Annotated in this window: 18 protein-coding genes; 13 read left to right on the plus strand and 5 right to left on the minus strand. The window is 59.9% G+C overall.

Annotation, left to right across the window (positions count from 1 at the left end; all coding sequences use genetic code 11):
* Positions 1 to 39 precede the first annotated feature (39 nt).
* Complete coding sequence (locus tag MOV80_RS12850) at positions 40 to 804, minus strand: TSUP family transporter (RefSeq protein ID WP_196783762.1); 765 nt, start codon at positions 802 to 804, stop codon at positions 40 to 42.
* Between the two features lie 115 nt (positions 805 to 919).
* Between MOV80_RS12850 and MOV80_RS12855 the strand changes: the two genes are divergently transcribed.
* The gene (locus MOV80_RS12855; RefSeq protein WP_039753440.1) at positions 920 to 1,840 is read left to right on the plus strand and encodes a LysR family transcriptional regulator; all 921 of its coding nucleotides are present in this window, start codon (positions 920 to 922) and stop codon (positions 1,838 to 1,840) included.
* Positions 1,841 to 1,925: 85 nt separating this feature from the next.
* Here the strand turns inward: MOV80_RS12855 and purL are convergent, their stop codons facing one another.
* Positions 1,926 to 5,885, minus strand: coding sequence for a phosphoribosylformylglycinamidine synthase (purL, locus tag MOV80_RS12860; protein ID WP_019100166.1), 3,960 nt, complete (start codon positions 5,883 to 5,885; stop codon positions 1,926 to 1,928).
* Between the two features lie 148 nt (positions 5,886 to 6,033).
* On the opposite strand from purL, the gene MOV80_RS12865 reads away from it, so the two are divergent.
* Entirely contained in the window at positions 6,034 to 6,372 is a 339-nt protein-coding gene (locus tag MOV80_RS12865) for a P-II family nitrogen regulator (protein ID WP_019100167.1), read from the plus strand.
* Positions 6,373 to 6,435: 63 nt separating this feature from the next.
* Here MOV80_RS12865 and MOV80_RS12870 read toward each other — a convergent pair whose 3' ends face one another.
* From MOV80_RS12870 to MOV80_RS12880, 3 genes are all read right to left on the minus strand, one after another.
* Positions 6,436 to 6,936: a hypothetical protein gene (locus MOV80_RS12870; protein WP_157221982.1), complete on the minus strand. Its 501-nt coding sequence runs from the start codon at positions 6,934 to 6,936 to the stop codon at positions 6,436 to 6,438.
* Between the two features lie 478 nt (positions 6,937 to 7,414).
* Positions 7,415 to 8,941, minus strand: coding sequence for a hypothetical protein (locus MOV80_RS12875; protein WP_019100169.1), 1,527 nt, complete (start codon positions 8,939 to 8,941; stop codon positions 7,415 to 7,417).
* A 142-nt stretch (positions 8,942 to 9,083) separates the two neighbouring features.
* Positions 9,084 to 9,875 carry an outer membrane protein assembly factor BamD gene (locus MOV80_RS12880; protein ID WP_039753413.1) on the minus strand — a complete coding sequence of 264 codons (792 nt, stop codon included), beginning with the start codon at positions 9,873 to 9,875 and terminating at the stop codon, positions 9,084 to 9,086.
* Here MOV80_RS12880 and rluD point away from each other — a divergent pair.
* The 11 genes from rluD (at position 9,874) to MOV80_RS12935 (ending at position 23,086) form a co-directional block, all read left to right on the plus strand.
* Entirely contained in the window at positions 9,874 to 10,977 is a 1,104-nt protein-coding gene (gene rluD / locus MOV80_RS12885) for a 23S rRNA pseudouridine(1911/1915/1917) synthase RluD (protein WP_019100171.1), read from the plus strand. The two genes, MOV80_RS12880 and rluD, sit on opposite strands and share 2 nt — an antisense overlap.
* Positions 10,967 to 11,722 carry a peptidoglycan editing factor PgeF gene (gene pgeF, locus MOV80_RS12890; protein WP_081550606.1) on the plus strand — a complete coding sequence of 252 codons (756 nt, stop codon included), beginning with the start codon at positions 10,967 to 10,969 and terminating at the stop codon, positions 11,720 to 11,722. Before rluD ends, pgeF begins: the two co-directional genes overlap by 11 nt.
* Before the next feature lie 636 nt (positions 11,723 to 12,358).
* Complete coding sequence (locus tag MOV80_RS12895; RefSeq protein WP_249605163.1) at positions 12,359 to 15,214, plus strand: ribonucleoside-diphosphate reductase subunit alpha; 2,856 nt, start codon at positions 12,359 to 12,361, stop codon at positions 15,212 to 15,214.
* Positions 15,215 to 15,335: 121 nt separating this feature from the next.
* Entirely contained in the window at positions 15,336 to 16,604 is a 1,269-nt protein-coding gene (locus tag MOV80_RS12900) for a site-specific integrase (protein WP_249605164.1), read from the plus strand.
* Complete coding sequence (locus tag MOV80_RS12905) at positions 16,601 to 18,283, plus strand: site-specific integrase (RefSeq protein WP_275975341.1); 1,683 nt, start codon at positions 16,601 to 16,603, stop codon at positions 18,281 to 18,283. The genes MOV80_RS12900 and MOV80_RS12905 overlap by 4 nt, the downstream gene beginning before the upstream one ends.
* The gene (locus tag MOV80_RS12910) at positions 18,280 to 20,487 is read left to right on the plus strand and encodes a hypothetical protein (protein ID WP_249605166.1); all 2,208 of its coding nucleotides are present in this window, start codon (positions 18,280 to 18,282) and stop codon (positions 20,485 to 20,487) included. The genes MOV80_RS12905 and MOV80_RS12910 overlap by 4 nt, the downstream gene beginning before the upstream one ends.
* Positions 20,480 to 20,890 carry a hypothetical protein gene (locus MOV80_RS12915; RefSeq protein ID WP_249605167.1) on the plus strand — a complete coding sequence of 137 codons (411 nt, stop codon included), beginning with the start codon at positions 20,480 to 20,482 and terminating at the stop codon, positions 20,888 to 20,890. Before MOV80_RS12910 ends, MOV80_RS12915 begins: the two co-directional genes overlap by 8 nt.
* Before the next feature lie 104 nt (positions 20,891 to 20,994).
* Positions 20,995 to 21,285: a hypothetical protein gene (locus MOV80_RS12920; protein ID WP_249605168.1), complete on the plus strand. Its 291-nt coding sequence runs from the start codon at positions 20,995 to 20,997 to the stop codon at positions 21,283 to 21,285.
* A 5-nt stretch (positions 21,286 to 21,290) separates the two neighbouring features.
* Complete coding sequence (locus MOV80_RS12925; RefSeq protein ID WP_249605169.1) at positions 21,291 to 21,752, plus strand: hypothetical protein; 462 nt, start codon at positions 21,291 to 21,293, stop codon at positions 21,750 to 21,752.
* A gap of 50 nt (positions 21,753 to 21,802) precedes the next feature.
* Positions 21,803 to 22,699, plus strand: a complete 897-nt coding sequence (locus tag MOV80_RS12930; protein WP_249605170.1) for a hypothetical protein — start codon at positions 21,803 to 21,805, stop codon at positions 22,697 to 22,699.
* Between the two features lie 168 nt (positions 22,700 to 22,867).
* Positions 22,868 to 23,086 carry a hypothetical protein gene (locus tag MOV80_RS12935; protein WP_249605171.1) on the plus strand — a complete coding sequence of 73 codons (219 nt, stop codon included), beginning with the start codon at positions 22,868 to 22,870 and terminating at the stop codon, positions 23,084 to 23,086.
* Positions 23,087 to 23,199: the final 113 nt, after the last annotated feature.

Consider the following 23,199-nt stretch of genomic DNA (forward strand, 5'->3'; position numbering starts at 1 on the left):
AGCCGTACCGCCGAAGCACAGCCAGCCTTGCCCAGCGGATCAACCGTGGAAGATGTCCCAGCCCAGCTTGAGGATGAGCGTACTGGTCAGCAACAGGAACAACACCCGCACAAAGCCCGTGCCTTTCTTCATCGCCACCCAGCTCCCGACCATCGCGCCGGCCATATTGCAGGCCGCCATCGGCAGCGCGTACTGGAACAACACATGGCCGGCGGGAATGAAGAACAGCAGCGCCGCGCAGTTGGTGGTCAGGTTCACCACCTTGGCCGATGCCGAAGCGTGCAGAAAGTCGAAGGCAAAGAAGCGGATAAACAGAAACATCAGGAAGCTGCCGGTGCCGGGGCCGAACAGGCCATCGTAAAAACCGATCGCGCCGCCGATGGCCATGCCTATCGCCATCTCGCGCCGCCCTATCGCCACCGGTTTGTGCAGGGAACCGAAATCCTTCTTCCACAAGGTGTACACCGCCATCACCACCAGCAGCGCCAGCACCATGGGCCGCAACACCGCCTTGTCGATCAAGCTGACTGTGGCCGCGCCCGCGATAGACATGAAGAAGGCCGCCGCCGCCGCCGGCAGCACCAAGCGCCACGGCACCCGGACCCGCTTCAGATAAGAGCGCGCGGCGGACAGCGTGCCCATCGCCGCGGCCAGCTTATTGGTGCCGAACACCGTGGCCGGTGCCAGATTGGGCAAGGCGCTGAACAAGGCCGGAATCTGGATCAGCCCGCCGCCGCCCACCGCCGCGTCCACCAGGCCGGCGGCAAAGGAAATCACACACAGAAAACTCAAGGTCAACAGCATTCACTTCTCCCGGCTCCGCGCCGCTTACAGTTAGGACAAGATTCTATGCCTTGCCAGCGGCCCGTGCTTGCAATACCGTATTGCGAAAATCGCAATAAAGATGACCGAGGCCGGAATGAAATCGCTGTGGGAATTGCGCGTATTCTGCGCGGTGGTGGAAAGAAAAAGCTTTGTCGCCGCCGCGCGCCAGCTGGGCACCTCGCCCAGCAGCGTCACCCGCGCGGTACAGGCGCTGGAAGAAGCGCTGGGCGGCAGCTTGCTGGCGCGCTCGCAAAAACAGGTCAACCTGACCCTGGCCGGCGAAAGCTATTACGTCTCCGCGCGCAAGATGCTGGACCTGCAGGAAGAAGCCGAAGACGAGCTGGCCGCCTTGAGCGAGGCCCCGCGCGGCCTGCTGCGTTTTTCCGCGCCGGAGGCGATGAGCCACGCGCTGCTGCCGCCGGTGCTGGCGCGCATGGCCGATGCCAACCCGGAACTGCGCTTCGACGTGCTGTACAGCGACACCATCTTGGACCCGATCCGCGAAAAGCTGGACTTCAGCATCCGCGGCGCCTTCCCCGCCTCCAGCGAGCTGATCGGCTACCCGCTGTGGGATTATCAGCGCCACCTCTACGCCAGCCCGGACTATGTCGCCCGCCATGGCGCTCCGCAAACGCCGGAACAATTGCCGGAACACCGGGTGGTGATCCACTCCGCGCCGCGCGTGCTGAAAGCCTGGAACTTTATCTCCGCCGGCCATCAGCTCAGCCTCAATCTCACGCCCTGGCACCGCGTCAGCTCCGGCAGCGCCGTGCTCAACGCCGTGCTGGCCGGCCTGGGCGTCGCCCGCCTGGGAGACTGGCTGGCCGAGCCGCTGGTCCGCTCCGGCCAACTACTGCGGCTATGCCCTGACTACCGCATCGTCTCCAGCCACGGCGACAACCCGCAAATGCACGCCGTCTTCGCCAACCGCCGCATCCCGCGCAAAGCCCGGCTGCTGCTGGAAGCCGTGCGCGCGGCCGCCCGCGACGCCGGCCACGGGCTTAAGGCGCGCTGAAACCAAAAAAAAACGGAAGCCAAAGCTTCCGTTCGCATATAACGCCAGGCGGGGCCGGACAAACGGCCCGCCGTGAGCTTGCCGCTCAGCCCACCCAGCGGCGAGCGGTGGCGAACATCCGATACCAGCCGCCGTTCTCGCCCCAGTCCGCCGGATGCCAGCTGTTCTGCACCGTGCGGAACACCCGCTCCGGATGCGGCATCATGATGGTGAAGCGGCCATCGGCCGTGGTCACCCCGGTAATGCCGGCCGGCGAACCGTTGGGGTTCAGCGGATAAGTTTGAGTGGCGCGGCCGTCAAAATCGACGTAGCGCAACGCCGTCAGCGCCTGCTCCTGCGCGCCAGGCGCGAATACCGCGCGGCCTTCGCCGTGGCTGACCACCACCGGCAGCTGACTACCCGCCATGTCGGACAAGAAGATGGACGGCGAAGCCGTCACTTCCACCATGGCGAAGCGCGCCTCGAACTGCTCGGAAGCGTTGCGATGGAACTTCGGCCAGTGCTCCGCGCCCGGAATGATGGACGACAGATTGGACATCATCTGGCAGCCGTTGCACACGCCCAGCGCGAACGTGTCGGCGCGGCCGAAGAAGGCCTCGAACTGCTCGCGGGCGCGCGGATTGAACAGAATGCTCTTGGCCCAACCCTCGCCGGCGCCCAGCACGTCGCCGTAGCTGAAGCCGCCGCAGGCGGCCAAGCCCTTGAAGTCCGCCAGCGACACGCGACCGCTGATGATGTCGCTCATGTGCACGTCCACGGTGTCGAAACCGGCTCGGTCGAAAGCCGCCGCCATCTCCAACTGACCGTTGACGCCCTGCTCGCGCAGCACCGCCAGGCGCGGACGCGCGCCGCTGGCGATGAAAGGCGCCGCCGGATCGGCGTGCACGTCGAAGCTCAGCTTGGCGCTCAGGCCCGGCGCTTTCGGGCTGGAGCGCAGCAGATGCTCGCTGTCGGCGCACGCCGGATTGTCGCGCAGGCGCTGCATGCGGGCGCTGGTCTCGGACCATTCGCGATGCAGATCGGAACGGCTCTCGTTGAACAACTCCACGCCGCGGTGCTTGATCACCAGGCGGTCCTTGTTGTTCACGCGGCCGATCACAAACAGCTCGCGGCCGATGCCGGCCTTCATGAAGCGCGAAATCACTTCCGGCGTGTCGGATTTCTTCACCTGCAACACCGCGCCCAGCTCTTCATTGAACAGCACCCGCATCAGGCGGCCATGGGTGGCGGCTTCCTGAGTGGGCTGAACGAAGTCGTCGATGATGCGCTGGGTGTTCTTGCGCTCGATCACCAGTTCCTGCAGATCGATGGTGACGCCGATATGGCCGGCGAACATCATTTCCGACAAAGTCACGAACAGGCCGCCGTCGGAACGGTCGTGGTAGGCCAGCAACATATCGTCGCGCAACAGCGTCTGCACGGTGTTGAAGAAGGCCGCCAACTGGTGCGGGCTCTCCACGTCCGGCGCCTTGCCTTCCATCGCCTTCCACACCTGGCCGTAGATGGAACCGCCCAGACGGCAGCGGCCGTAGCCCAGGTCGATCAGGATCAGATCGGTGTCTTTGTCCTCTTTCAGCTCCGGCGTGGCGGTTTTGCGCACGTCTTCCACCGGGGAGAAAGCGGAAATGATCAGCGACAGCGGCGCGGTCACGGCTTTCTTCTCGCCGGCCTCTTCCCACACCGTCTTCATCGACAAGGAATCCTTGCCCACCGGGATGCTGATGCCCAGGTCCTGGCTCAGCTTGGACACCGCGTCCACCGTGCGGTACAGGCGCGCTTCCTCGCCCGGGTGGCCCGCGGCGGCCATCCAGTTGGCGGACAGTTTGACGTTGCCCAGGTGGCCGACGAAGGACGCGGCGATATTGGTCAACGCCTCGCCTATCGCCATGCGGCCGGAGGCCGGCGCGTCGAACAAGGCGGTGGGCGTGCGTTCGCCCATTGCCATCGCTTCGCCGCGATAGGTGTTGAAACCCATGGTGGTGACGGCCACGTCCGCCACCGGCACCTGCCAGCGCCCCACCATTTGATCCCGCGCGGTCATGCCGCCCACGGTGCGGTCGCCGATGGTGATCAGGAAGGACTTGTCCGCCACCGTCGGGTTGCGCAGCACGCGCAACGCGGTTTCCTTCAGTTCAAAGCGAGAAGCGTCGAAAATGCTCAAATCGCGCTCGCGGGTGGTCACGTCGCGGGTCATGCGCGGCGGCTTGCCCAGCAACACCTCCAGCGGCATGTCCACCGGATTGTTGTCGAAGTGGTCGTCGCGTACTTGCAGATGGCCGTCGTCGGTGGCCACGCCCAGCACCGCGAACGGGCAACGCTCGCGTTCGCACAGCGCGCTGAAGCGCTCCAGGTCCTGCGGCAGCACCGCCATCACATAGCGCTCCTGCGACTCGTTGGACCAGATCTGCATCGGCGTCATGCCCTTTTCTTCCAGATGCACTTTGCGCAAATGGAAGACGGCGCCGCGGCCGGCGTCGTTCACCAGCTCCGGGAAGGCGTTGGACAGGCCGCCGGCGCCCACATCGTGAATGGACACGATGGGGTTGGCCTCGCCCATCTGCCAGCAGCGGTCGATCACTTCCTGGCAGCGACGTTCGATTTCCGGGTTGCCGCGCTGCACGGAGTCAAAGTCCAGGTCCGCGCTGTTGGCGCCAGTGTCCATGGACGAAGCCGCGCCGCCGCCCAGGCCGATCAGCAAGCTGGGGCCGCCCAGCTGAATCAGCAGCGCGCCTTCCGGAATCTCGTTCTTGTGAATTTGCTGCTGCTGGATGTTGCCCAGGCCGCCGGCGATCATGATCGGCTTGTGATAGCCGCGCATCTCGCCTTCCACCTCTTCTTCGAAGGTGCGGAAATAGCCGGTCAGATTGGGGCGGCCGAATTCATTGTTAAACGCCGCGCCGCCGATCGGGCCTTCCAGCATGATCTGCAAGGCGGAGGCGATGCGCTCCGGCTTGCCGTACTGCGCCGCCGCGTCGCTGTAACGCTCCCACGGCTGCACAAAGCCCGGAATGTTCAGGTTGGACACGGTGAAGCCGGTCATGCCGGCCTTGGGACGCGAGCCGCGGCCGGTGGCGCCCTCGTCGCGGATCTCGCCGCCGTTGCCGGTGGATGCGCCGGCGAACGGCGAAATCGCCGTCGGGTGGTTGTGCGTCTCCACCTTCATCAGAATATCGGTGGGTTCGCTGTGGTAAGCGTAAGCGTGGCCTTCCGGCTGCGGGTAGAAGCGCTCGATGAAAGCGCCTTCGATCACCGAGGCGTTGTCCTTGTACGCCACCAGCGTGCCTTGCGGATTGGCGTCGTGGGTGTCCCGGATCATGCGGAACAGCGACTTTTCCTGCTCCTCGCCGTCGATGATGAATTTGGCGTTGAAGATCTTGTGGCGGCAGTGCTCGGAGTTGGCCTGCGCAAACATCATCAACTCCACATCGGTGGGATTGCGCCGCATCTTGGTGAAATTTTCCACCAGGTAATCCACCTCGTCCTCGGACAGGGCCAGGCCCAGATCGGCGTTAGCCGCCTCCAGGGCCGCGCGGCCGCCGGCGAGGATGTCCACCGACGTCATCGGCTGCGGATCTTGATGAACAAACAAACGCGCGGCGTCGTCCAGCGACGGCAGCACCGTTTCCGTCATCCTATCGTGCAAGAGGCCCGTCAAAACATGACGAGCCTCTTCATTTAAAGATTGTTTTGCGGACTTAACCCAGAAGGCGGTGCCGCGTTCGATGCGGAGAATCCCTCCCAGCCCGCAGTGCTGGGCGATATCGGTGGCCTTGGAGGCCCAGGGCGACAAAGTGCCCAATCGCGGCGTCACCAGAAACAGTTCGCCATCCGGCTGGCCGGCCAACGGCGCTTCGCCGTAGCTCAGCAACTTGCCCAAGGTGGCCTGCTCTTCCAACGTCAGTTCGGTTTCGCTTTCGGCGAAATGCCAGAATTCGGCACTGATGCTGAGATCCGACAGCCCGGCTTCGGCGGCTGCGGCAAGCAGTTTTTCAAGACGGAACGGCGACAGCGCAACGCCGCCACGGAGCTTGGTAAGGTAAGACATTAGACACCCGCGACAAGTATCAGGAAAGCGCGTCATAATACAGCAATTCACTGTTTGTTTTAAGCGGCTAATTGCCCGGATGCCCGCCGCTTAATAAAATAATCCGCATTTAGACAGCATTTCATCTCATCAGCAAGGAGCTTCCAGCATGAAAAAGGTTGAAGCCGTGATCAAGCCGTTCAAACTGGACGAGGTGCGCGAGGCCCTGTCCGAGCTGGGCATCAACGGCCTGACCGTCACCGAGGTCAAGGGCTTTGGCCGCCAGAAGGGCCATACCGAGCTCTACCGCGGCGCCGAATACGTGGTGGACTTTTTACCCAAGGTGAAAGTGGAAGTGATTCTGCCGGACGACCTGGTGGAACGCGCCATCGAAACCATCGTCGCCACCGCCCGCACCGGCAAGATCGGCGACGGCAAGATCTTCGTCACCCCGGTGGAGCAAGTGGTGCGCATCCGCACCGGCGAAACCAACGAACAGGCGATCTGAGTCCAAACGACAAGCGCCTCGCAAACGCCCCGCTTTCGCGGGGCGTTGTCATTCCAGCCGGTGTCAGCGTTTGCGCTTGCGCTCCAACCACGCCAACACGCCCAGGCTACGGTGCAACTGATGCACCGCCTCCACGTGGCGGTACAGGTTCAACCGCCGCCCGGCCAGGCCCAGCAGCACTTCCAGATAATTGAAAAAGCCCAGTTGCAAGCCGCGGCGATGGCTGCGGTCGCTGTAATCGATGTCGCGCGCAATGCGGTGTAATAAACCGCGCCCGATGTGCAACTGGTTGTTTTTCAGCAGTTGAGCCAGATGCGCGGCGTACTGGCGGCCCAGGAAGCAGGCTTCCTCGTAATCCTGGGTCTCCTCCGGTTGCCAGTAATGCGGATGATTGCGCCCCGGAATGTAGCGGACAAAGGGCAGGCGGATTTCCTTGGTGACCAGCGCGATGAAGCGATAACGCGAGCGCGGCAAAGCCGGCTGTTGCGGGGAATCGATGGTCTGGCGCACGCCGGATGCCTTGGGTGCGAGGGGTTTGGCTTTATTGCGAGCAGACTTCGTCATTACAGCCTCCTGAGCAAGTAACGCCAAGCCGCGAAAGCGGCAAGGCGGGGACATGCAACGGTGCATGTCCACTGAATCCCTATTTCAGGAGGCCAGACCCGAGCGCCGCGATTGCTGCGGCGCGGGGCTATTGTGACATGAAGAATCCGGGAGTCAAGGCGGCGCGGACCCGGCAGCACACGCCCTGGCCAGTACCGCCAAGCAGCAAAAAACGGCAAGGCGGGCACATGACAAGGTTGGCCTACCGGGGAAGAAGCCCAAACACCGGCGCACCCGTGAAGGTGCCCTTGCCATCGCCCGCCCGGATCTGACGTAATAACGGCAATCGGACATGCGGCGAAGCACGTCCCTAACTCTTCTTATCGAGACGCCAATCCCGAGCGTCGCGATTGCTGCGGCGCGAGGCGATTGTGGCATGACATATTCGGGAGTCAAGGCGGCGTGGGCCGCCGAAGCGTAGCAGCTCTTGAACAGGGTCTTAATCCAAAGGCCCGAACAGACAAGTATGCACCTTGCCGTGCTTCTCCTGGCCCGCCGCCACCACCTTACCGTCGCCGGACATGACGATATGGCTGCTGCTCCTCGCCTCGCCCGGGCAGAACAGACGCTGCGTCTTCGGCGCGCCAAAACGCCAGCGCAAAGTGGCGTAGCCGCCCTGCTCCGGCTGGGTGGAGGTGCCCGCCAACACGCGGCCGTCCTGACTAAAAGCGGTCAACGTCAGATCGCCCATCACCGGCGAGAACGGCGCCAGCTTGCCGTTTTCCAAGCGCAGCGGGAACGTCCCGTCTGCCGTGAACGAGTTCAGCCATAAATAGCGGCCATCCTCGGAGACCGAGCGCAAGAACATCTCCAGGCTCTCCTTGCGGGTTTCCGCGCGCACCACCGCCTCCAGATCCACCTCGCCCTCCGGCGAGATTTGCACGAAGGCGCGGCTATGGTCGCTTTCCCGGTTAAAGGACACAAAAACCGTGCGCCCATCCGCGGACAAGCCTTCCAACACGGACTTGGCGCGGATCACGCTGACGCCCTCGCCCGCACGCCAACGCACGGCGTCGCTTTCCATGAAGATATTGCCATCCTCGTCGCTCATTCCGGCCCAGGCCAGCACTTGCGCGTCGCGTTGCGCGCCAGTCGCCTTGCCTTCCGTCTCGGTCAGCCACGGCAAGGGCTCGCGCCGGCTTGGCTTGCCCTCGTCCGGATTCCAGACAAAGCCGTACCAAACGCCGGTGTCGGCATGCTTGAAGGAGCCAGCCACATCCCCGCTCCCCGGATGGACGCCGGAAACTCGCAACTTGGTCACCTCGCCCTCGCTCATTAGCGGGCTTTCATTCATGAAATCTTGCATCCACCGCATCCGCCGCAGCATGTCCAGATTGCCGCGCAAGGCAAGACCGGCCGTTACCGCCCCATCCGCGCTCAGCGCCAGCGGCAGGCTCATGGGTTCCGGCAACAAGCTGAACCCCTTGCCCTCCACCCATTGGAAGCCGCGCAGCATCGCCTTTTCGTCGCTCAGCAGCCAGCCAATCACCGTGCGGCCGTCGGCGCTGATGCCGGTGACGCCGGACAACCAGGCTTGGCCCTCAGGCACCAGCGTCTCCAGCGCGCCGCCGCGCCGCCAGCGCACAGCCTCCAGTTTGCCGTCCCGGCCGGTTCCAAAAGCCAAGGTCAGGCCGTCTCGCGACATCGCCACATAGCTGGTGGTGAAATAACTGCCCTTGGGCAAAGGCAAGGCCGCCTCTGTTCGCCCCTGACGCAAGGTCAAGCCGTTGGCCGAACGCAACGCCCACAGCTCATGCCAAGGGAAACGCAGCTTGAGCGCATCAATCAAGCCCATGACGGAATCGTTCAGTTCGCCGTCGCCAGCGCTCAGTAGTTGCGCCGAGCCGTCGTAGGACAGCTTTTCCGGGTAACGCTCTTTCAGTAGGACGACGCCTGGCTTTGTGGCGGCGGCAACCGGCGCGCACAAGGCGGCCAACATCAACAGGGAAGCGAAGGTTTTGGACATGACTAATTATGATTATCAGCTTAAAGGATGAGATCTTACCATCCCAAAAGCATCACCCTCAAACCATGACCCCGCGCAACTTGCCCGGCATCAAACAAAAAGCCCCCGGATTCCGGGGGCTTTCAAATCATTCAAGGCCAGCTTACTTCCACAGCTTCCACCACGGCATGTCCTCAATGGACCAGCCTTCTTTCAGGTATTCGCTATTGGGGTAGTTCAGCGCCAGCACGCGCTTGGCGTCGTCGCGCAGTTGCGGCATGGACAGCTTGTCGTAAGCCGCCACCATGATGCCAAGCGCCTCTTCCGGATACTTGGTGTTGGCATAGCTCTTCACCACGCCCTGAGCGCGGTTGGCCGCGGCCAGGTAAGCGCCGCGCTTCATGTAATAGCGGGCCACGTGCATCTCGTTGCCGCCCAGCGCATCCAGCAGCCGCTCCATCTTCTTGGAGGCGTCTTCCTTGTAAATGCTGTTGGGGAAGCGCGTCACCAGCTCGCGGAAGGCGGTGAAGGCCTCGCGCGCGGCGCGCGGATCGCGCTCGCTCATGTCCTGGCCGGCCCATTTGGCCAGCAAGCCGGAATCATCGTTGTAAAACACCAAGCCTTTCAGATAATAGAGGTAGTCCAGGTTTGGATGGGTGGGATGAAGCTTGATGAAACGGTCCGCGGCGGCGATGGCCTGCTCCGGCTCGTTATCCTTGTAATGGGTATACGCCAGGTCCATCTGCGCCTGCTGGGCGTAACGCCCGTAAGGGAAACGCGCTTCCAGCGTTTCGTAGAGCTTGACAGCGCGGGTATAATTGCCGCTGTTCAACTCATCATGCGCTTCCGAATACAGCTTTTCCACGGTCCAGCCGCGAGTCTCATCGTAGGTTTCCGTGGTTGCACAACCGGCAAGCCCCATCACCAACATTGCAGCGACAACGTATCTTTTCATGACTGATCCTTACTTTGACCCGGACGATTATAGCGACATCTCGGAAAACGAGATATCCGCTACACAACAACTTGATGTTCCGCTGTCGCTGGGCGGCGAACGGCTGGACGCCGCGCTGGCGAAATTGATGCCGGAATACTCGCGCAGCCGTCTTACGCAATGGATCAAAGATGGCCACGTGCTGCTGGACGGAAAAACCGCCGCGCCCAAGACCAAGGTGCTGGGGGGCGAGAAGCTGGACGTCACCCTGATGCGCAGCAACGAGGAGATGGCCTTCCAGCCGGAAGCCATGGACTTGCCCATCATTTTTGAAGACGACCACATCCTGGTGATCAACAAGCCGGCCGGCCTGGTGGTGCACCCCGCCTCCGGCAACTGGAGCGGCACCCTGCTCAACGGCCTGCTGCACCACTGCCCGGCGCTGGCCCAAGTGCCGCGCGCCGGCATTGTGCACCGGCTGGACAAGGACACAAGCGGCTTGATGGTGGTGGCCAAGACGCTGCCGGCCCAGACCGAACTGGTGCGCCAGTTGCAGGCGCGCACCGTCAAGCGCATCTACCGCGCCATCGCCGACGGCAACGTGCCGTTTGACGGCACCATCGAAACCCAGATGGGCCGCGACCCGCACAACCGCCTGAAAATGGCGGTGCTGAAATTTGGCGGCAAACAGGCCATCACCCATGTGCGGGTGCTGGAGCGCTTCGCCAGCCACTCCTATATCGAGTGCAAGCTGGAAACCGGCCGCACCCACCAGATCCGCGTGCATATGCGCGAAGCCAACCACCCGCTGGCCGGCGACCCCATCTACGGCAACCTGCGCCACAAGATGGACGAAGACATCGCCGCCGTGGTCAAGTCGCTGGGCCGCCAGGCGCTGCACGCTTACTCCCTGACCCTGGTGCACCCGGCCAGCGGCGAGGAGCGCAACTGGAAAGCGCCGCTGCCGGAAGACCTGCGCCACCTGCTGGACGTGCTGCGCGGCGACGGCGACGCCGCCGACGACGCGCCGCTGCCGCAGTTGCTGGACGAGGCGGAAGACGAGGACTGGGACGAAGAAGACGACGAAGACGACGGCGACGTGGAGGTGATCTATGTCCGCTGAGCTGTCCGCCGAGCAAGCGCCGGACTGGCTGGAGGCCGACTGGCCCGCGCCGCCCAATGTGCGCACCCTGATCACCACCCGCAACGGCGGCGTCAGCGCCGCGCCCTTTCACAGCCTGAACTTGGGCCTGCACGTGGGCGACGACCCGGCCGCCGTGGCCGCCAACCGCGCGCTGCTGCGCCAACAACTGCCGGCGGAACCGGCTTGGCTGAATCAGGTGCACGGCGTGACGGTGCTGAACGCGGCCGAGGTGGGCGCCCAGCCCCCGGACGCCGACGCCAGCTTCAGCCGCCAGCCCGGCACGGTGTGCGCAATCATGACCGCGGACTGCCTGCCGCTCTTGCTGTGCAATAGCGAAGGCACCGTAGTGGCCGCCGCCCACGCCGGCTGGCGCGGGCTGTGCGACGGCGTAATAGAAGCCGCCGTGGCCGCCTGCAACGAGCGCCCGGCGCGGCTGATGGCCTGGCTGGGCCCCGCCATCGGCCCGGATGCCTTTGAAGTGGGCGCGGAAGTACGCGCCGCCTTCATGGAACGCAACCCGGCCGCCGCGGCCGCCTTCAGCGACATTGGCGACGGCAAATACCTGGCCGACATCTACGCGCTGGCGCGCCAGCGCCTGAACGCCGCCGGCGTGGAACAGATCTACGGCGGCGAGGAATGCACGGTGATAGACCGAGCTCGCTTCTTCTCCTACCGCCGCGACGGCCAGACCGGCCGCATGGCCAGCCTGATCTGGCTGGAGTAAGAATCTGTTTACGATCTGCTGCGCGTCGGTAGAGCGATTGTGCGATGAGTGCCGGCTTCGAAATACTCATGTACCACACGTACATTCCGCTTTCTCAGCCGCAACGCCTTGTCTCGTCTTAGCTCGCAAGATTTTGAACAGGCTCTAAGACATCCGCCCCAAGGCCCCGCCGCGCGCGGGGCTTTTGATTGACCGCGCGGTCGGACAGGCCAAAAACCCAACACACCAATCACGCACCACTTTCCCCCAACTCAGCACTGCCCGCGCCCTGATGCAAATCCACAACATCTAGTGGCCCGCACCGCCCACCCCGCTGCGGCTTGTTTCAGCAAGGTTTCCTGCCTACAGAATGAAATGTGTTGGCCGGCCAAAAAAAATCTCAGGCCCCGCAAAGCCAGCAACCACGGGCTTTCGCCCACAATCCCCTCCAAAACAGCCATTAAATCTTCCGCTGTCAAGACTTGTACTGCCCCATACTCAACACTAGAATTTGGGTGTTCCGCGAGCTACAAACAATACATATTGTGTTTACCCACAGCTCGCGCACAGCTTTTCAACAGATTTGTCCACAGCCGGCCTGCCCCTCGGGAAACGCAGTAACGGAAGGACGCAACCACCCACCTTATCGAGGGCTACATGCAATTGACCACCTTTGAAGGGCAGACCGCCGCAGAACTCGGCCGCGCAGCCGCGCCCAAGGCCGATTTCAGCCAGTACAAAACCATCCGTCGCAACGGTGCGGTGGTGCCGTTCGAACCCGTCAAGATCTCCATCGCCATGACCAAAGCCTTCCTGGCCGTCATGGGCCACCAGGGCGCCACCTCCGCCAGCCTGCGCGAAAAAGTCGCCCAACTGAGCGAACAAGTGGCCAGCGCCCTGATGCGCCGCAAGCCGGAAGGCGGAGCCATCCACATCGAAGACATCCAGGACCAGGTGGAACTGTCTCTGATGCGCTTTGGCGAGCATGATGTAGCCCGCGCCTACGTGCTGTACCGCGAACAGCGCTCCCAAGAGCGCGCCGCCCGCGGCGAAGCCCTGACCCAGGTGCAGATCAACGTGGTGCGCAAGGACGGCCGCAAGCTGCCGCTGGACGTGGCCCGCCTGCGCGCCACCATCGAATCCGCCAGCCAGAACCTGGCCGGCATCGACATCGACGCCATCCTCAGCGAAACCCTGAAGAATATTTACGACGGCGTCAGCGAAGACGAAGTCAACAAATCCGCCATCCTGGCCGCCCGCTCCATGATTGAGCAGGACCCGGCTTACGATTACGTGACCGCCCGCCTGCTGCTGAACAACATCCGCCTGGAAATCCTGGGCGAAGCCGTCAGCCAGGAAGAAATGGCCAAGCAGTACGCGCTGTACTTCCCCACCTTCATCAAGAAAGGCATCGACGCCGAACTGCTGGATGAAAAACTGGGCGAATACGACCTGAAAAAAATGGGCGCCGCGCTGGACGCCAACCGCGACCTGAAGTTTGGCTACCTGGGCCTGCAAACCCTGTTTGACCGCTACTTCCTGCACGTGGACGGCACCCGCATCGAAATGCCGCAGGCCTTCTACATGCGCGTGGCCATGGGCCTGGCGCTGAACGAAGTGAACCGCGAAGAGCGCGCCATCGAGTTCTACAACGTGCTGTCCAGCTTCGACTTCATGTCGTCCACCCCCACCCTGTTCAACTCCGGCACCCGTCGCAGCCAGCTGTCCAGCTGCTACCTCACCACCATTGCCGACGACCTGGACGGCATCTACGAAGGCATCAAGGAAAACGCCCTGCTGTCCAAGTTTGCCGGCGGCCTGGGCAATGACTGGACCTCCGTGCGCGCCATGGGCTCCCACATCAAGGGCACCAACGGCAAATCCCAAGGCGTGGTGCCGTTCCTGAAAGTGGTCAACGACACCGCCGTGGCGGTGAACCAGGGTGGCAAACGCAAAGGCGCCGTCTGCGCCTACCTGGAAACCTGGCACGCGGACATTGAAGAATTCCTGGAGCTGCGCAAGAACACCGGCGACGACCGCCGCCGCACCCACGACATGAACACCGCCAACTGGATTCCGGACTTGTTCATGAAGCGCGTGATGGAAGGCGCGGACTGGACCCTGCTGTCCCCGTCCGAAGCCCCGGACCTGCACGACCTGTACGGCGCGGCCTTCGAGAAGCGCTACAAGGAATACGAAGCCATGGGCGAGCGCGGCGAGCTCAAGGTGTACAAGCGCATCCCGGCGCTGTCCCTGTGGCGCAAAATGCTGACCATGCTGTTTGAAACCGGCCACCCTTGGATGACCTTCAAGGACCCGTGCAACATCCGCAGCCCGCAGCAACACATGGGCGTGGTGCACAGCTCCAACCTTTGCACCGAGATCACCCTCAACACCAATGAGGACGAAATCGCGGTCTGCAACCTGGGTTCCGTCAACCTGTCCGCCCACCTGAAGGCCGACGGCAGCCTGGACTCTGAAAAACTGCAGCGCACCATCCGCATCGCCCTGCGCATGCTGGACAACGTGATCGACATCAACTTCTACCCGGTGAAGAAGGCGCGCAACTCCAACCTGAAACACCGTCCGGTGGGCATGGGCATCATGGGCTTCCAGGACTGCCTGCACCAGAAGCGCGTGGCCTACGGCTCCGACGCCGCGGTGGAGTTTGCCGACGAATCCATGGAAATGGTGGCCTACTACGCTTACTGGGCATCCACCGAGCTGGCCGAAGAACGCGGCCGCTACCCGTCTTACAAGGGCAGCCTGTGGGACCGCGGCATCCTGCCGCACGACAGCATCAACCTGCTGGCGGCCGAGCGCGGCGGCTTCCTGGAAGTGGACCGCAGCGAACGCATGGACTGGAACGCGCTGCGTGAACGCGTGAAAACCCACGGCATGCGCAACAGCAACTGCCTGGCCATCGCGCCCACCGCCACCATCGCCAACATCATCGGCGTGTCGGCAAGCATCGAACCGACCTACCAGAACCTGTTCGTTAAATCCAACCTGTCCGGCGAATTCACCGTCACCAACGAATACCTGGTGCGCGACCTGAAAGCCGCCGGCCTGTGGGACGAAGTCATGGTGGCCGACCTCAAATACTTTGACGGCAGCCTGGGCCAGATCGACCGCGTGCCGGCCGAACTGAAAGCCATCTACGCCACCGCCTTCGAGCTGGACCCGCGCTGGCTGGTGGAAGCGGCCTCCCGCCGTCAAAAGTGGATCGACCAGGCTCAGTCCCTGAACCTGTACATGGCGGGCGCTTCCGGCAAGAAACTGGACGAGCTGTACAAGCACGCCTGGTTGCGCGGCCTGAAAACCACCTACTACCTGCGCACCCTGGCCGCCACCAGCGCCGAGAAATCCACCGGCCGCGGCGGCGAACTGAACGCGGTGTCCAACAGCCACAGCCAAGCGGCCGCGACTCCGGAAGCCGTGGTGGACAACACCCCGGCCACCGACGCCAAGTTCTGCAGCATCGACAACCCGGATTGCGAGAGCTGCCAATAACCAGAGTTCAGACTGGTTTGTCTTTAATGGTCCTGCTAATCCTTGTTAGTTAGTGTTATTGGTAGTTTCTTAGTTTGTCTTTAATGTTGAAGGGGTGACGGGTATCTGGGAGAATAGGAAAATGTCTCTAAGCCAGCCCCTTCCTTTTCAACTCATAAGAGCGCTGCTCCCCAACGGGGAGCGGCGCTCTTTTTTGGTTGACCAGCACGGGATGGAAGATGACTACAGCTCGCTGTTCGTCATCTCAACGATTCGGAACCCAGGTCTTTCAGTTGCTTCCCAGGAAGCAGCCCTGAATGCAGTTAACGTGTTCCGGGGTTTCTGCTGCCTCCACCAGATTGACTTGGTGGAACGGTTCATAGGTGGAAAGTATCTGACCTTTGTGGAGTGCGAATCGCTAAGCAACTTCGCCCGGCAGAGCTTCGGGGTAGAGGCAAAACGACTTCAGAAGGTTGTAGAACTGGGGAAAGTCCGCCGTGGTTATTCCTACTCCGCTCCTTCCGTTGCGGGCCCAACACACTTCAAACGGCTGACGCACATAGCCGACTTCGCTGAATGGATGGCGAAGTACCTTCTCACTCACGTAAGCCAGGAACGCATGGGCAGCATTGCGGAGATGCGAGCGCAAATCCTGCGGCATCGAGGTCTGGCGACGCAGCGAAAGGATGATGTTGGAGGGGTCGAATTCACGCGTCGTCACAACCAAGTTCTCAACGAACTGATTGCACCTGGCGCTGAACGGAATCCCTTCCGGCCGGATTTGCAGTTGCGCAACCTCCTCTTGGTCGAATTGCTTCGCCAGACTGGTATGCGCCGTGGCGAGGTTCTCAGTCTGCAGGTGCGGGATGTCGACCACGTGAAGCGTCAAGTCACCATTCGACGTCGCCACGACGAGAAGGATGACCCTCGCATCGACCAGCCGGTGGCAAAGACCGAAGGTCGGACCATTCCGATTTCCATCTACCTGACTGAACTATTGGTGTGGTACGTGAGTCAGCGGCGCACCGTACCAGGAGCCACCAAGCATCGTTACCTATTCGTCACCCACAAGTCCGGACCAACTCAGGGTCAGCCAATGACCAAGGCCGCACTGAAGGAGGTATTCGATACCTTGGCTGATGCCGATGAGCGTATAGCGCAGGTACGGTCACATCTGCTTCGCCATTTCTTCAGTAGCGAATTGGCCAAACTGCAGCATGAGCAAGGCAGCGACGGGAACAGCAAGGAACTCCATCGCCGAGTACGAAACTACCTGGCCGGCCGCAAGCAGTATTCTGAGGTCGATGCTGTCTACACGAAGCTGGAGACCAAACGCCAGGCCCGCGAAGCCACATTGGAATTGCAGGACCGCATGACGGCAGACCTGCCGCTGAAACGGAAGCCCACATGAATGCTCGCAGGCACATCTCAGAGTCCACCAGCTCGGAGCAACTGGATTCACACATTGTGCACACACGCTATGGCATCGAGTTCGATGCTCGGTGCGGATGGTGGCCTATAGATGGGAAGCGAGGGCTCGACGTCGATTCGATTCGCGCCCTAGTTTCTCCGGCGTTATTGCCCGGCCTTGAGACGACACTACGCCATGCTTGCACGAAATACTCTTGGGCGACGCTGTCCCAGTACCGCTGGGCGTTAATGAGCTTCCGAGAAGTGTGCTTCCCCGGCGGCACCATTTCCGCTTGGCAAGTCACCGACTTCCGTCGATATCGAAAGGCCTTGCTTGCCAAGTTCGGCCACGAAGACGCCTTGCGACACATAAGGTCGCTGCTGGTGAATTGGCACAGCGGCAAGCACGCCGGTGTTTCGGGTTCGCTAATAGCGTCCTTGAGGGAAATGCGGCTCAAGGGGGTGGAGGCTGGTCGCGCAGTGAGGACCATGGACCCAAACGACGGCCCTCTCACCCCGGAAGAATCTCACCATCTCCTGCAAGACTTGAGTGATGCCACTGAGGCTGGCAGGTTGGACATCGAGGAATTCAGTCTGGCCTACTTCCACATCGCCACCGGCCGACGCCCCAGCCAGAGCGCGGCCCTGAAGTGCAAGGACGTACAGGAGTGCGAAGGAGACCCTGAGCCTGGAGTCCAGAAGGGACCGACTCTCTATCTACTGGCGGTGCCGCGCGCAAAACAACGCGGGCACGCCTTCAGGGAAACGAGACGCGCCATCGACCTGACGTTCAGTAACTTTCAAGTGTTCCGGACTCAACGCGAGAGCGTCAAACATGCTTTCGCAGGACTGTTAAATCGTAGCGGGTGGGTGCTCCAGTCGTCTGATATGCAGGTGCTTCTAGGCGAGCTGCCTCTTTATCCGGCATGGCCAGCCATCATTGAAACGATTGACCTGGCGACGCAAATACGTGATGGCGGCGAGCACGGTAAAGCCCTGCAGGCTTTGCATCAGGATGCGAAAGGCATGGCCTGGCACCGCACACCCGCAGCTCTCAGTAAGCGCATTACGGCAATCTGCGACTCAGCCCAGACCCAGAGGCGAGACAGCAAACTACTGCACGTCTCAGCCGCCAGACTCCGCCACACCAAAGGCACCGAACTGGCGCGCGAAGGACTACCGACAAGCCTGATTGCGTGGCTCTTGGACCACTCGACCTCTCGCTCGGCTGAAATCTACATCGACAATTTGCCGGAGCACGCTGGCGAAATCGACCGTGCCGTCTCCGCCTCGCCGACATTACAACGGTTTGCTTCGGCCTTTCGTGGCACCTTGGTCGACTCGGAAGTCGATGCCGTGGCCGGTCATAACGCCCAGAGCCGTGTCGCGTACCGCGGGAAAAATGCAGCCACTTGTGGGCACTTGAAGCAATGCGGTCTTGATGAGGGCATTCCACGTGCTTGCTACACATGCAGCCACTTCCAGCCCTGGCTAGACGGGCCTCATGAGGAATTCCTGCGGGAGTTGCTTACAGAACGTGCAAACCTAGTAGCAGAGCTGGGCCCTGATAGCCCTGTAGCGAAACGTAGCGACAAGCTCATTGGAGCCGTGCAAAACGTAGTCCAGCTGTGCCATGCACGCCGTTCCGAACTAGATGCCGTCGCAGGGGGGGGCGCATGAAGTCAGCAGCCGCATCTGTCAAAGTGTTTGTATCTCGGGATAGCCAGGTCCGGTCTACAAATTTGGCACAATACATCAGCAATGCCAAAAGCGAAGCAAAGGTACTTGGTGTCGACTGGGCCGCCGCCTATTGGAAAGGTGTTGGCTATTTTGTGAAGCAGGAACACGCTCCACGGGGTAGCCTTCCGCGCAGCACTATCCCCGTGGAAGCCTGGCTGGATGAGTCATTCATCAACTTCGCCAAGGCATACGTGGTTGAAAGACATCTGGTTAATCCAAGTGAAAGCCGCTCCGGGCATATTAAGCGACTGCAGACCTTGCGGCTCGTCGAAGACGCATTGCTTACCCTGCGAGACGACGCCAATCCGCTCGGAATCGACTGCGCGGCCCTGGATGCCGCCGCGAGCCTTGCCCGCACGCACCTAAAGACCGGCGGGGCGCACAGGATTGGGGCTGAGCTGCAACGTTTGGCCGATGTTCTGGTGCGTACTGGTGTGCTGCCGTCGAATTGCGGAACATGGGTCAATCCCAACAAGCAACCGAAAAACCTTAGCATCAGTGTTGATGCCGAGTCGGACCGTGCGCGACAGAAAAAACTTCCAAACTTTCAGGCGCTTTACGCACTCGCTGAAATATTCAACCGGAATCTCGAGCCTAGTGACAAGCGGTGCCACAGAGACATATTTACCACCAGCGTGGCCGCCATTTTGATGTGTGCCCCCTCTCGCGGCCAAGAAGTATTACGCCTGCCCGAAAACCTAGTCTTCGAGGCTACGGACAAATTTGGCAAGGAGCAAATGGGGCTCAGGCTGCATGCATCCAAGGGCTTTGGCGCTTACGTGAAATGGGTGTGGTCTGGGATGGTGCCAGTGGCTGAACGCGCCATCGGCATGATTCGAGCCATCACAGAGGATGGCAGGAAGCTCGCACGCCATCTGGAAGACCCGAAGAGCAAACATCGCTTTTACCGGCATACCAATTGCCCAGATGTTCCAGATGACCAACCCTTATCGAAGGAGCAAGTTTGCCTTGCCCTTGGATTCAGCTCCGCGGGTCACACATCCTCGCTGAATAAGAACGGCCTTAAGCAAACGCACGGAGCCTACACGCTGCAGCAATTATGGGACGCCTTCGTGCTGCCCCGACTCGCAGAGATGCACCCCTATTTCCCCTATGTTAGTGCTGCAGACCAAGGGCTCGGCCGAAAGGGAGGCCTGAAGTTTAGTGAGGCGCTCTTCTGTATGCTGAAGTACCAATTGCATCTGACAGCAGGAGCAAGCCCAATATCGCTGTGGATTCCTGACCTAAGTGACCTCAACTTTGCACTTACCGGGGCGCGCACCCAGAAGAGCATCTTCGAGCGGTTCGGGTACAGGGATGATAAGGGCACAGTGCTCAGACTTACCTCTCATCAGATTCGCCACTTAATAAACACCGAAGCTCAGCGAGTTGGTCTTACTGACGAACAAATCGCACATTGGTCCGGCCGTCGACGCGTCGAGCAAAACGCGGTTTATGACCACCGCACACTGGAAGAGCGCGTTGAGCAAGCACGTGGTGCCATTGAAGCCGTCCAAACAGTGGTTGCTCTACCAACGGCAACAGAAAGCGGCAGCAGCCATGCCGTGGGTCAGTGGGTTGTGAATGTGATTCGTAACCCGCGCGCCCTGACAGACATTGATGGGATTCAGCCTCAACTCACAGGCTTGAAGACGCTGTACGGGGAGTGCCACCACGATTGGTCATTCGCACCATGCGAAGGCTTCGTTAAGTGCCTGGATTGCAGTGAGCATTCCTGTATCAAAGGCTCCAAGGATGCGGCCACGCAGCTCATGCGGCTTCATGCCCTACACGCTAGCATAGCTGCAGAGGTAGCCAATGCTGAGCTGGTCGCAGATGACGATGTCGACGCACAGGATTGGCTGGACGTACAGCGGCGCAGTCTCGCCAAAGTTCAGCAGCTTATTGGGCTACTTGAGAGCGAGGCAGTACCTGATGGCGCCGTAATTCGGACGGCTAAAGGCCAGAGCCCGACGCATCTCCAGCGCGCGTTGCGTGGCCTCGCAACGAAAGCCCTGGCGCAGGAAGCTGAAACGATGCCCGCCATGAAGCAGCTGCTTAGGTCTCTCGATAGTGATTTGCTTGCAAGGGAAAACTTCTCGCTAGAGACGACAACAACGCCAGGGGGGCACGTTAATGGCTAGAAATCGACATATCCGACCTGACCAAGTGGAGGCTATTCTGAATGCCATCCACACTTGGGATAGTGGCAGCATCACCTGGGACGGCGTATGCAAAGTGGCAAAGCCCATTTTAGGCTACCACCCCAGTCGCTCCGGCCTAAGTGCCCATGCGGACATTCAAGCAGCTTTCTCTGCGCGCAAGAAGAATCTCGCCCAGCGCCCCGCAGGAAAAGTGCCCAGCCCGGGTAGCCTCGCCGATGCCGCCCGGATGATTGCCGCGCGAGATGCTGAAATCAGCGCGCTCAAGCAGCTTGTCACAGAGTACCGAGAGAAGTTCGACCGGTGGCGCTACAATGCAATGCTCGCCAATGTCACCATTGAGCGTCTTGACGCTCCATTGCCGCCGATTGAAAGGCGAAAATGAATCAGGTGCGTGAATAAATTGAGAAGTGCCAACGCTATTAAGCGAGGCTTCACGGTCGATGCGGATACAAAAATCGACTTAATAATTAACTAAGGAGTTGAAATATGGATTTCAAAAAAGCAATTTCCGTTGCGGTAGAAAATGCGAAAGAGCTTGTGCCTGATGCAAAAGAATTTAACCTAGAGGGTGTGATTATTTCGGGTGGAAATTATGAAGTAACTCTTAGTTACCACCTGACCGGACAAAGCCCACTTGAGCTAGCCGGAGGGAATGGCGAAAAAAATCCCATATATAAGCTAGCCACACTCATGGGAACGAGAAGGGAGTATAAAGTATTTATAGTTGACAAAGATAACTTTGCCTTCAAGGGATTCAAGGCATACAAAGAGAAGTGATACTAATGAAAGATGGGTTATTAATAGACACCAATCTTCTTCTTGTAATGATAATAGGCAGCGTAGACGAAGGGCGGTACATAAACAAATCAAAGCGCCTAGGGGAATTTTGCGTTGAAGACTACTACGCGCTGTGGAAAATTGTTGAGAATTACAAGGAGATTTGGATAACTCCTTACATTGCCGCAGAGGTTTCCAATCTAATCGACCTAAACGGGTATGCTGGCGTTAAGGCTTTTGAATTGGCAAGGGAATTATTTGGTCATTTCAAACAAGCAAAAACCTTAATTTCTGATGATTGCAAGGATGATTTATTTATCAGCTTTGGCCTAACGGATAACTCGATAATTAACTTATCAAAAGAATTTGACATTCTTACAAATGACCAAAGAATGTTGATTCCTCTATATACAGTCAGCCCCGAGAGAATAGTCCCCTACATTCCGTTTAAAGTTTTAAATGGTTAGCCAGAGCCTTGCCTGGTCGAGTAAATCACCACCTCCCAGAGAGGCTTGTTATGACAAAGTCAGTTGTTATTGAACTTCAAGAACTTGCATCCAGCAGTGCCAATGACATCGGCGATTTACTCCGCAAGGCACTTATGGTCGCAACCAAGCTGGGACTCGCCGAATTTCGGCAATGGGTGCTGGCAGAGCTCAACGGATATACGGGAGAACTTAATGAGAACCTCCCCGACTACCGTATTATCCATGGGGAACTCAAGGCATATAACCCGGCGCGTGGACTAATTCCATTTCAACTTCCTCATCAGCTTCATGATTTGCTCACTGAAATCAGAGTAACCGAATCAGTGTACTCTCTGGAGCAGCTGCTGGCTGACAAAAGCGCCGGAACTATTGTTTACAATTTTCCCCCTGAGCAGGAGCAGTACCTAATGTCTATGCAGCATGACTACGTTCAGTTTCGGCCGACCCGGAGCGTAGGCCTGAACAGACTGACGGCTATTTTAGGGGTAGTAAGAACGACTATTTTGGACTGGGCTCTCGCACTCGAAGCAGATGGCATCCTGGGAGAGGGTCTTTTATTTTCAGAAAGTGAAAAGAAGGCAGCCATGCACAACATCAGCATCCAGAATTTCCAAGGCATCTTAGGCAATATTGATGGTGGCTCTTCGGTCACCCAAAGCAATTCGCAGAAAATCATGACTGATAATTTTTCGTCGCTAGAGCGCCATTTAACCGAGAACGGGGTAAGCAAAGAAGACGTTGATGAATTGGAGCATGCCTTGCGTCATGACCCAGTACCGCAATCTGCCACACAGTTCGGGCCAAAGGTCAGTGCATGGGTGGGGAAAATGATGGAGAAAGCAGCCATTGGAGGCTGGGACATTGGAATTGCAACCGCGGGTGGATTACTGGTAAACGCACTGAGTAAATATTACGGCCTTGGCTAATACGCACGACTATTGGGGCGAAGTGATTTACCCTAGATACTTCACCGAACCTAGCAACCCATTGTCAGCATGATTACTCCGCGACCTCCCTTTCTGCATTGCTCCTGTTGCCGTCAGGGAAGGATGGCAACAACCCTATGCTCTGCAATCGCAACGTGACAGAGATGTGTGGCACACACCCCGTCGGTGGCCGCTACGAGTGCACAGTGCTACAGGCACCTAGCCGACAGCCACGTCCTCGGCCACCTGCAACTGAGTGCGCTCAGCATCAGCCAGACGCAGGGAGACGACCGCTGCACACTGCTGGGGCGCGAACGCGCTCTTTATTACTGGCGCAACCATGTCAATAGCCGTATGGCCAGCCGCATCTGGTTGGCGGACGACTGAGTTGCCTGGCCGATGGAGCCAAGCCTCGCTTTTACGGGGCGATTCACGGCAGCCACCCAAGCTGACTGGAATTGCCAGCACAGTCCATGCAAGAGTCGTCATAAAGCCACAGA

The sequence above is a fragment of the Chromobacterium sp. IRSSSOUMB001 genome, assembly GCF_023507765.1.
Classification (GTDB): domain Bacteria; phylum Pseudomonadota; class Gammaproteobacteria; order Burkholderiales; family Chromobacteriaceae; genus Chromobacterium; species Chromobacterium haemolyticum.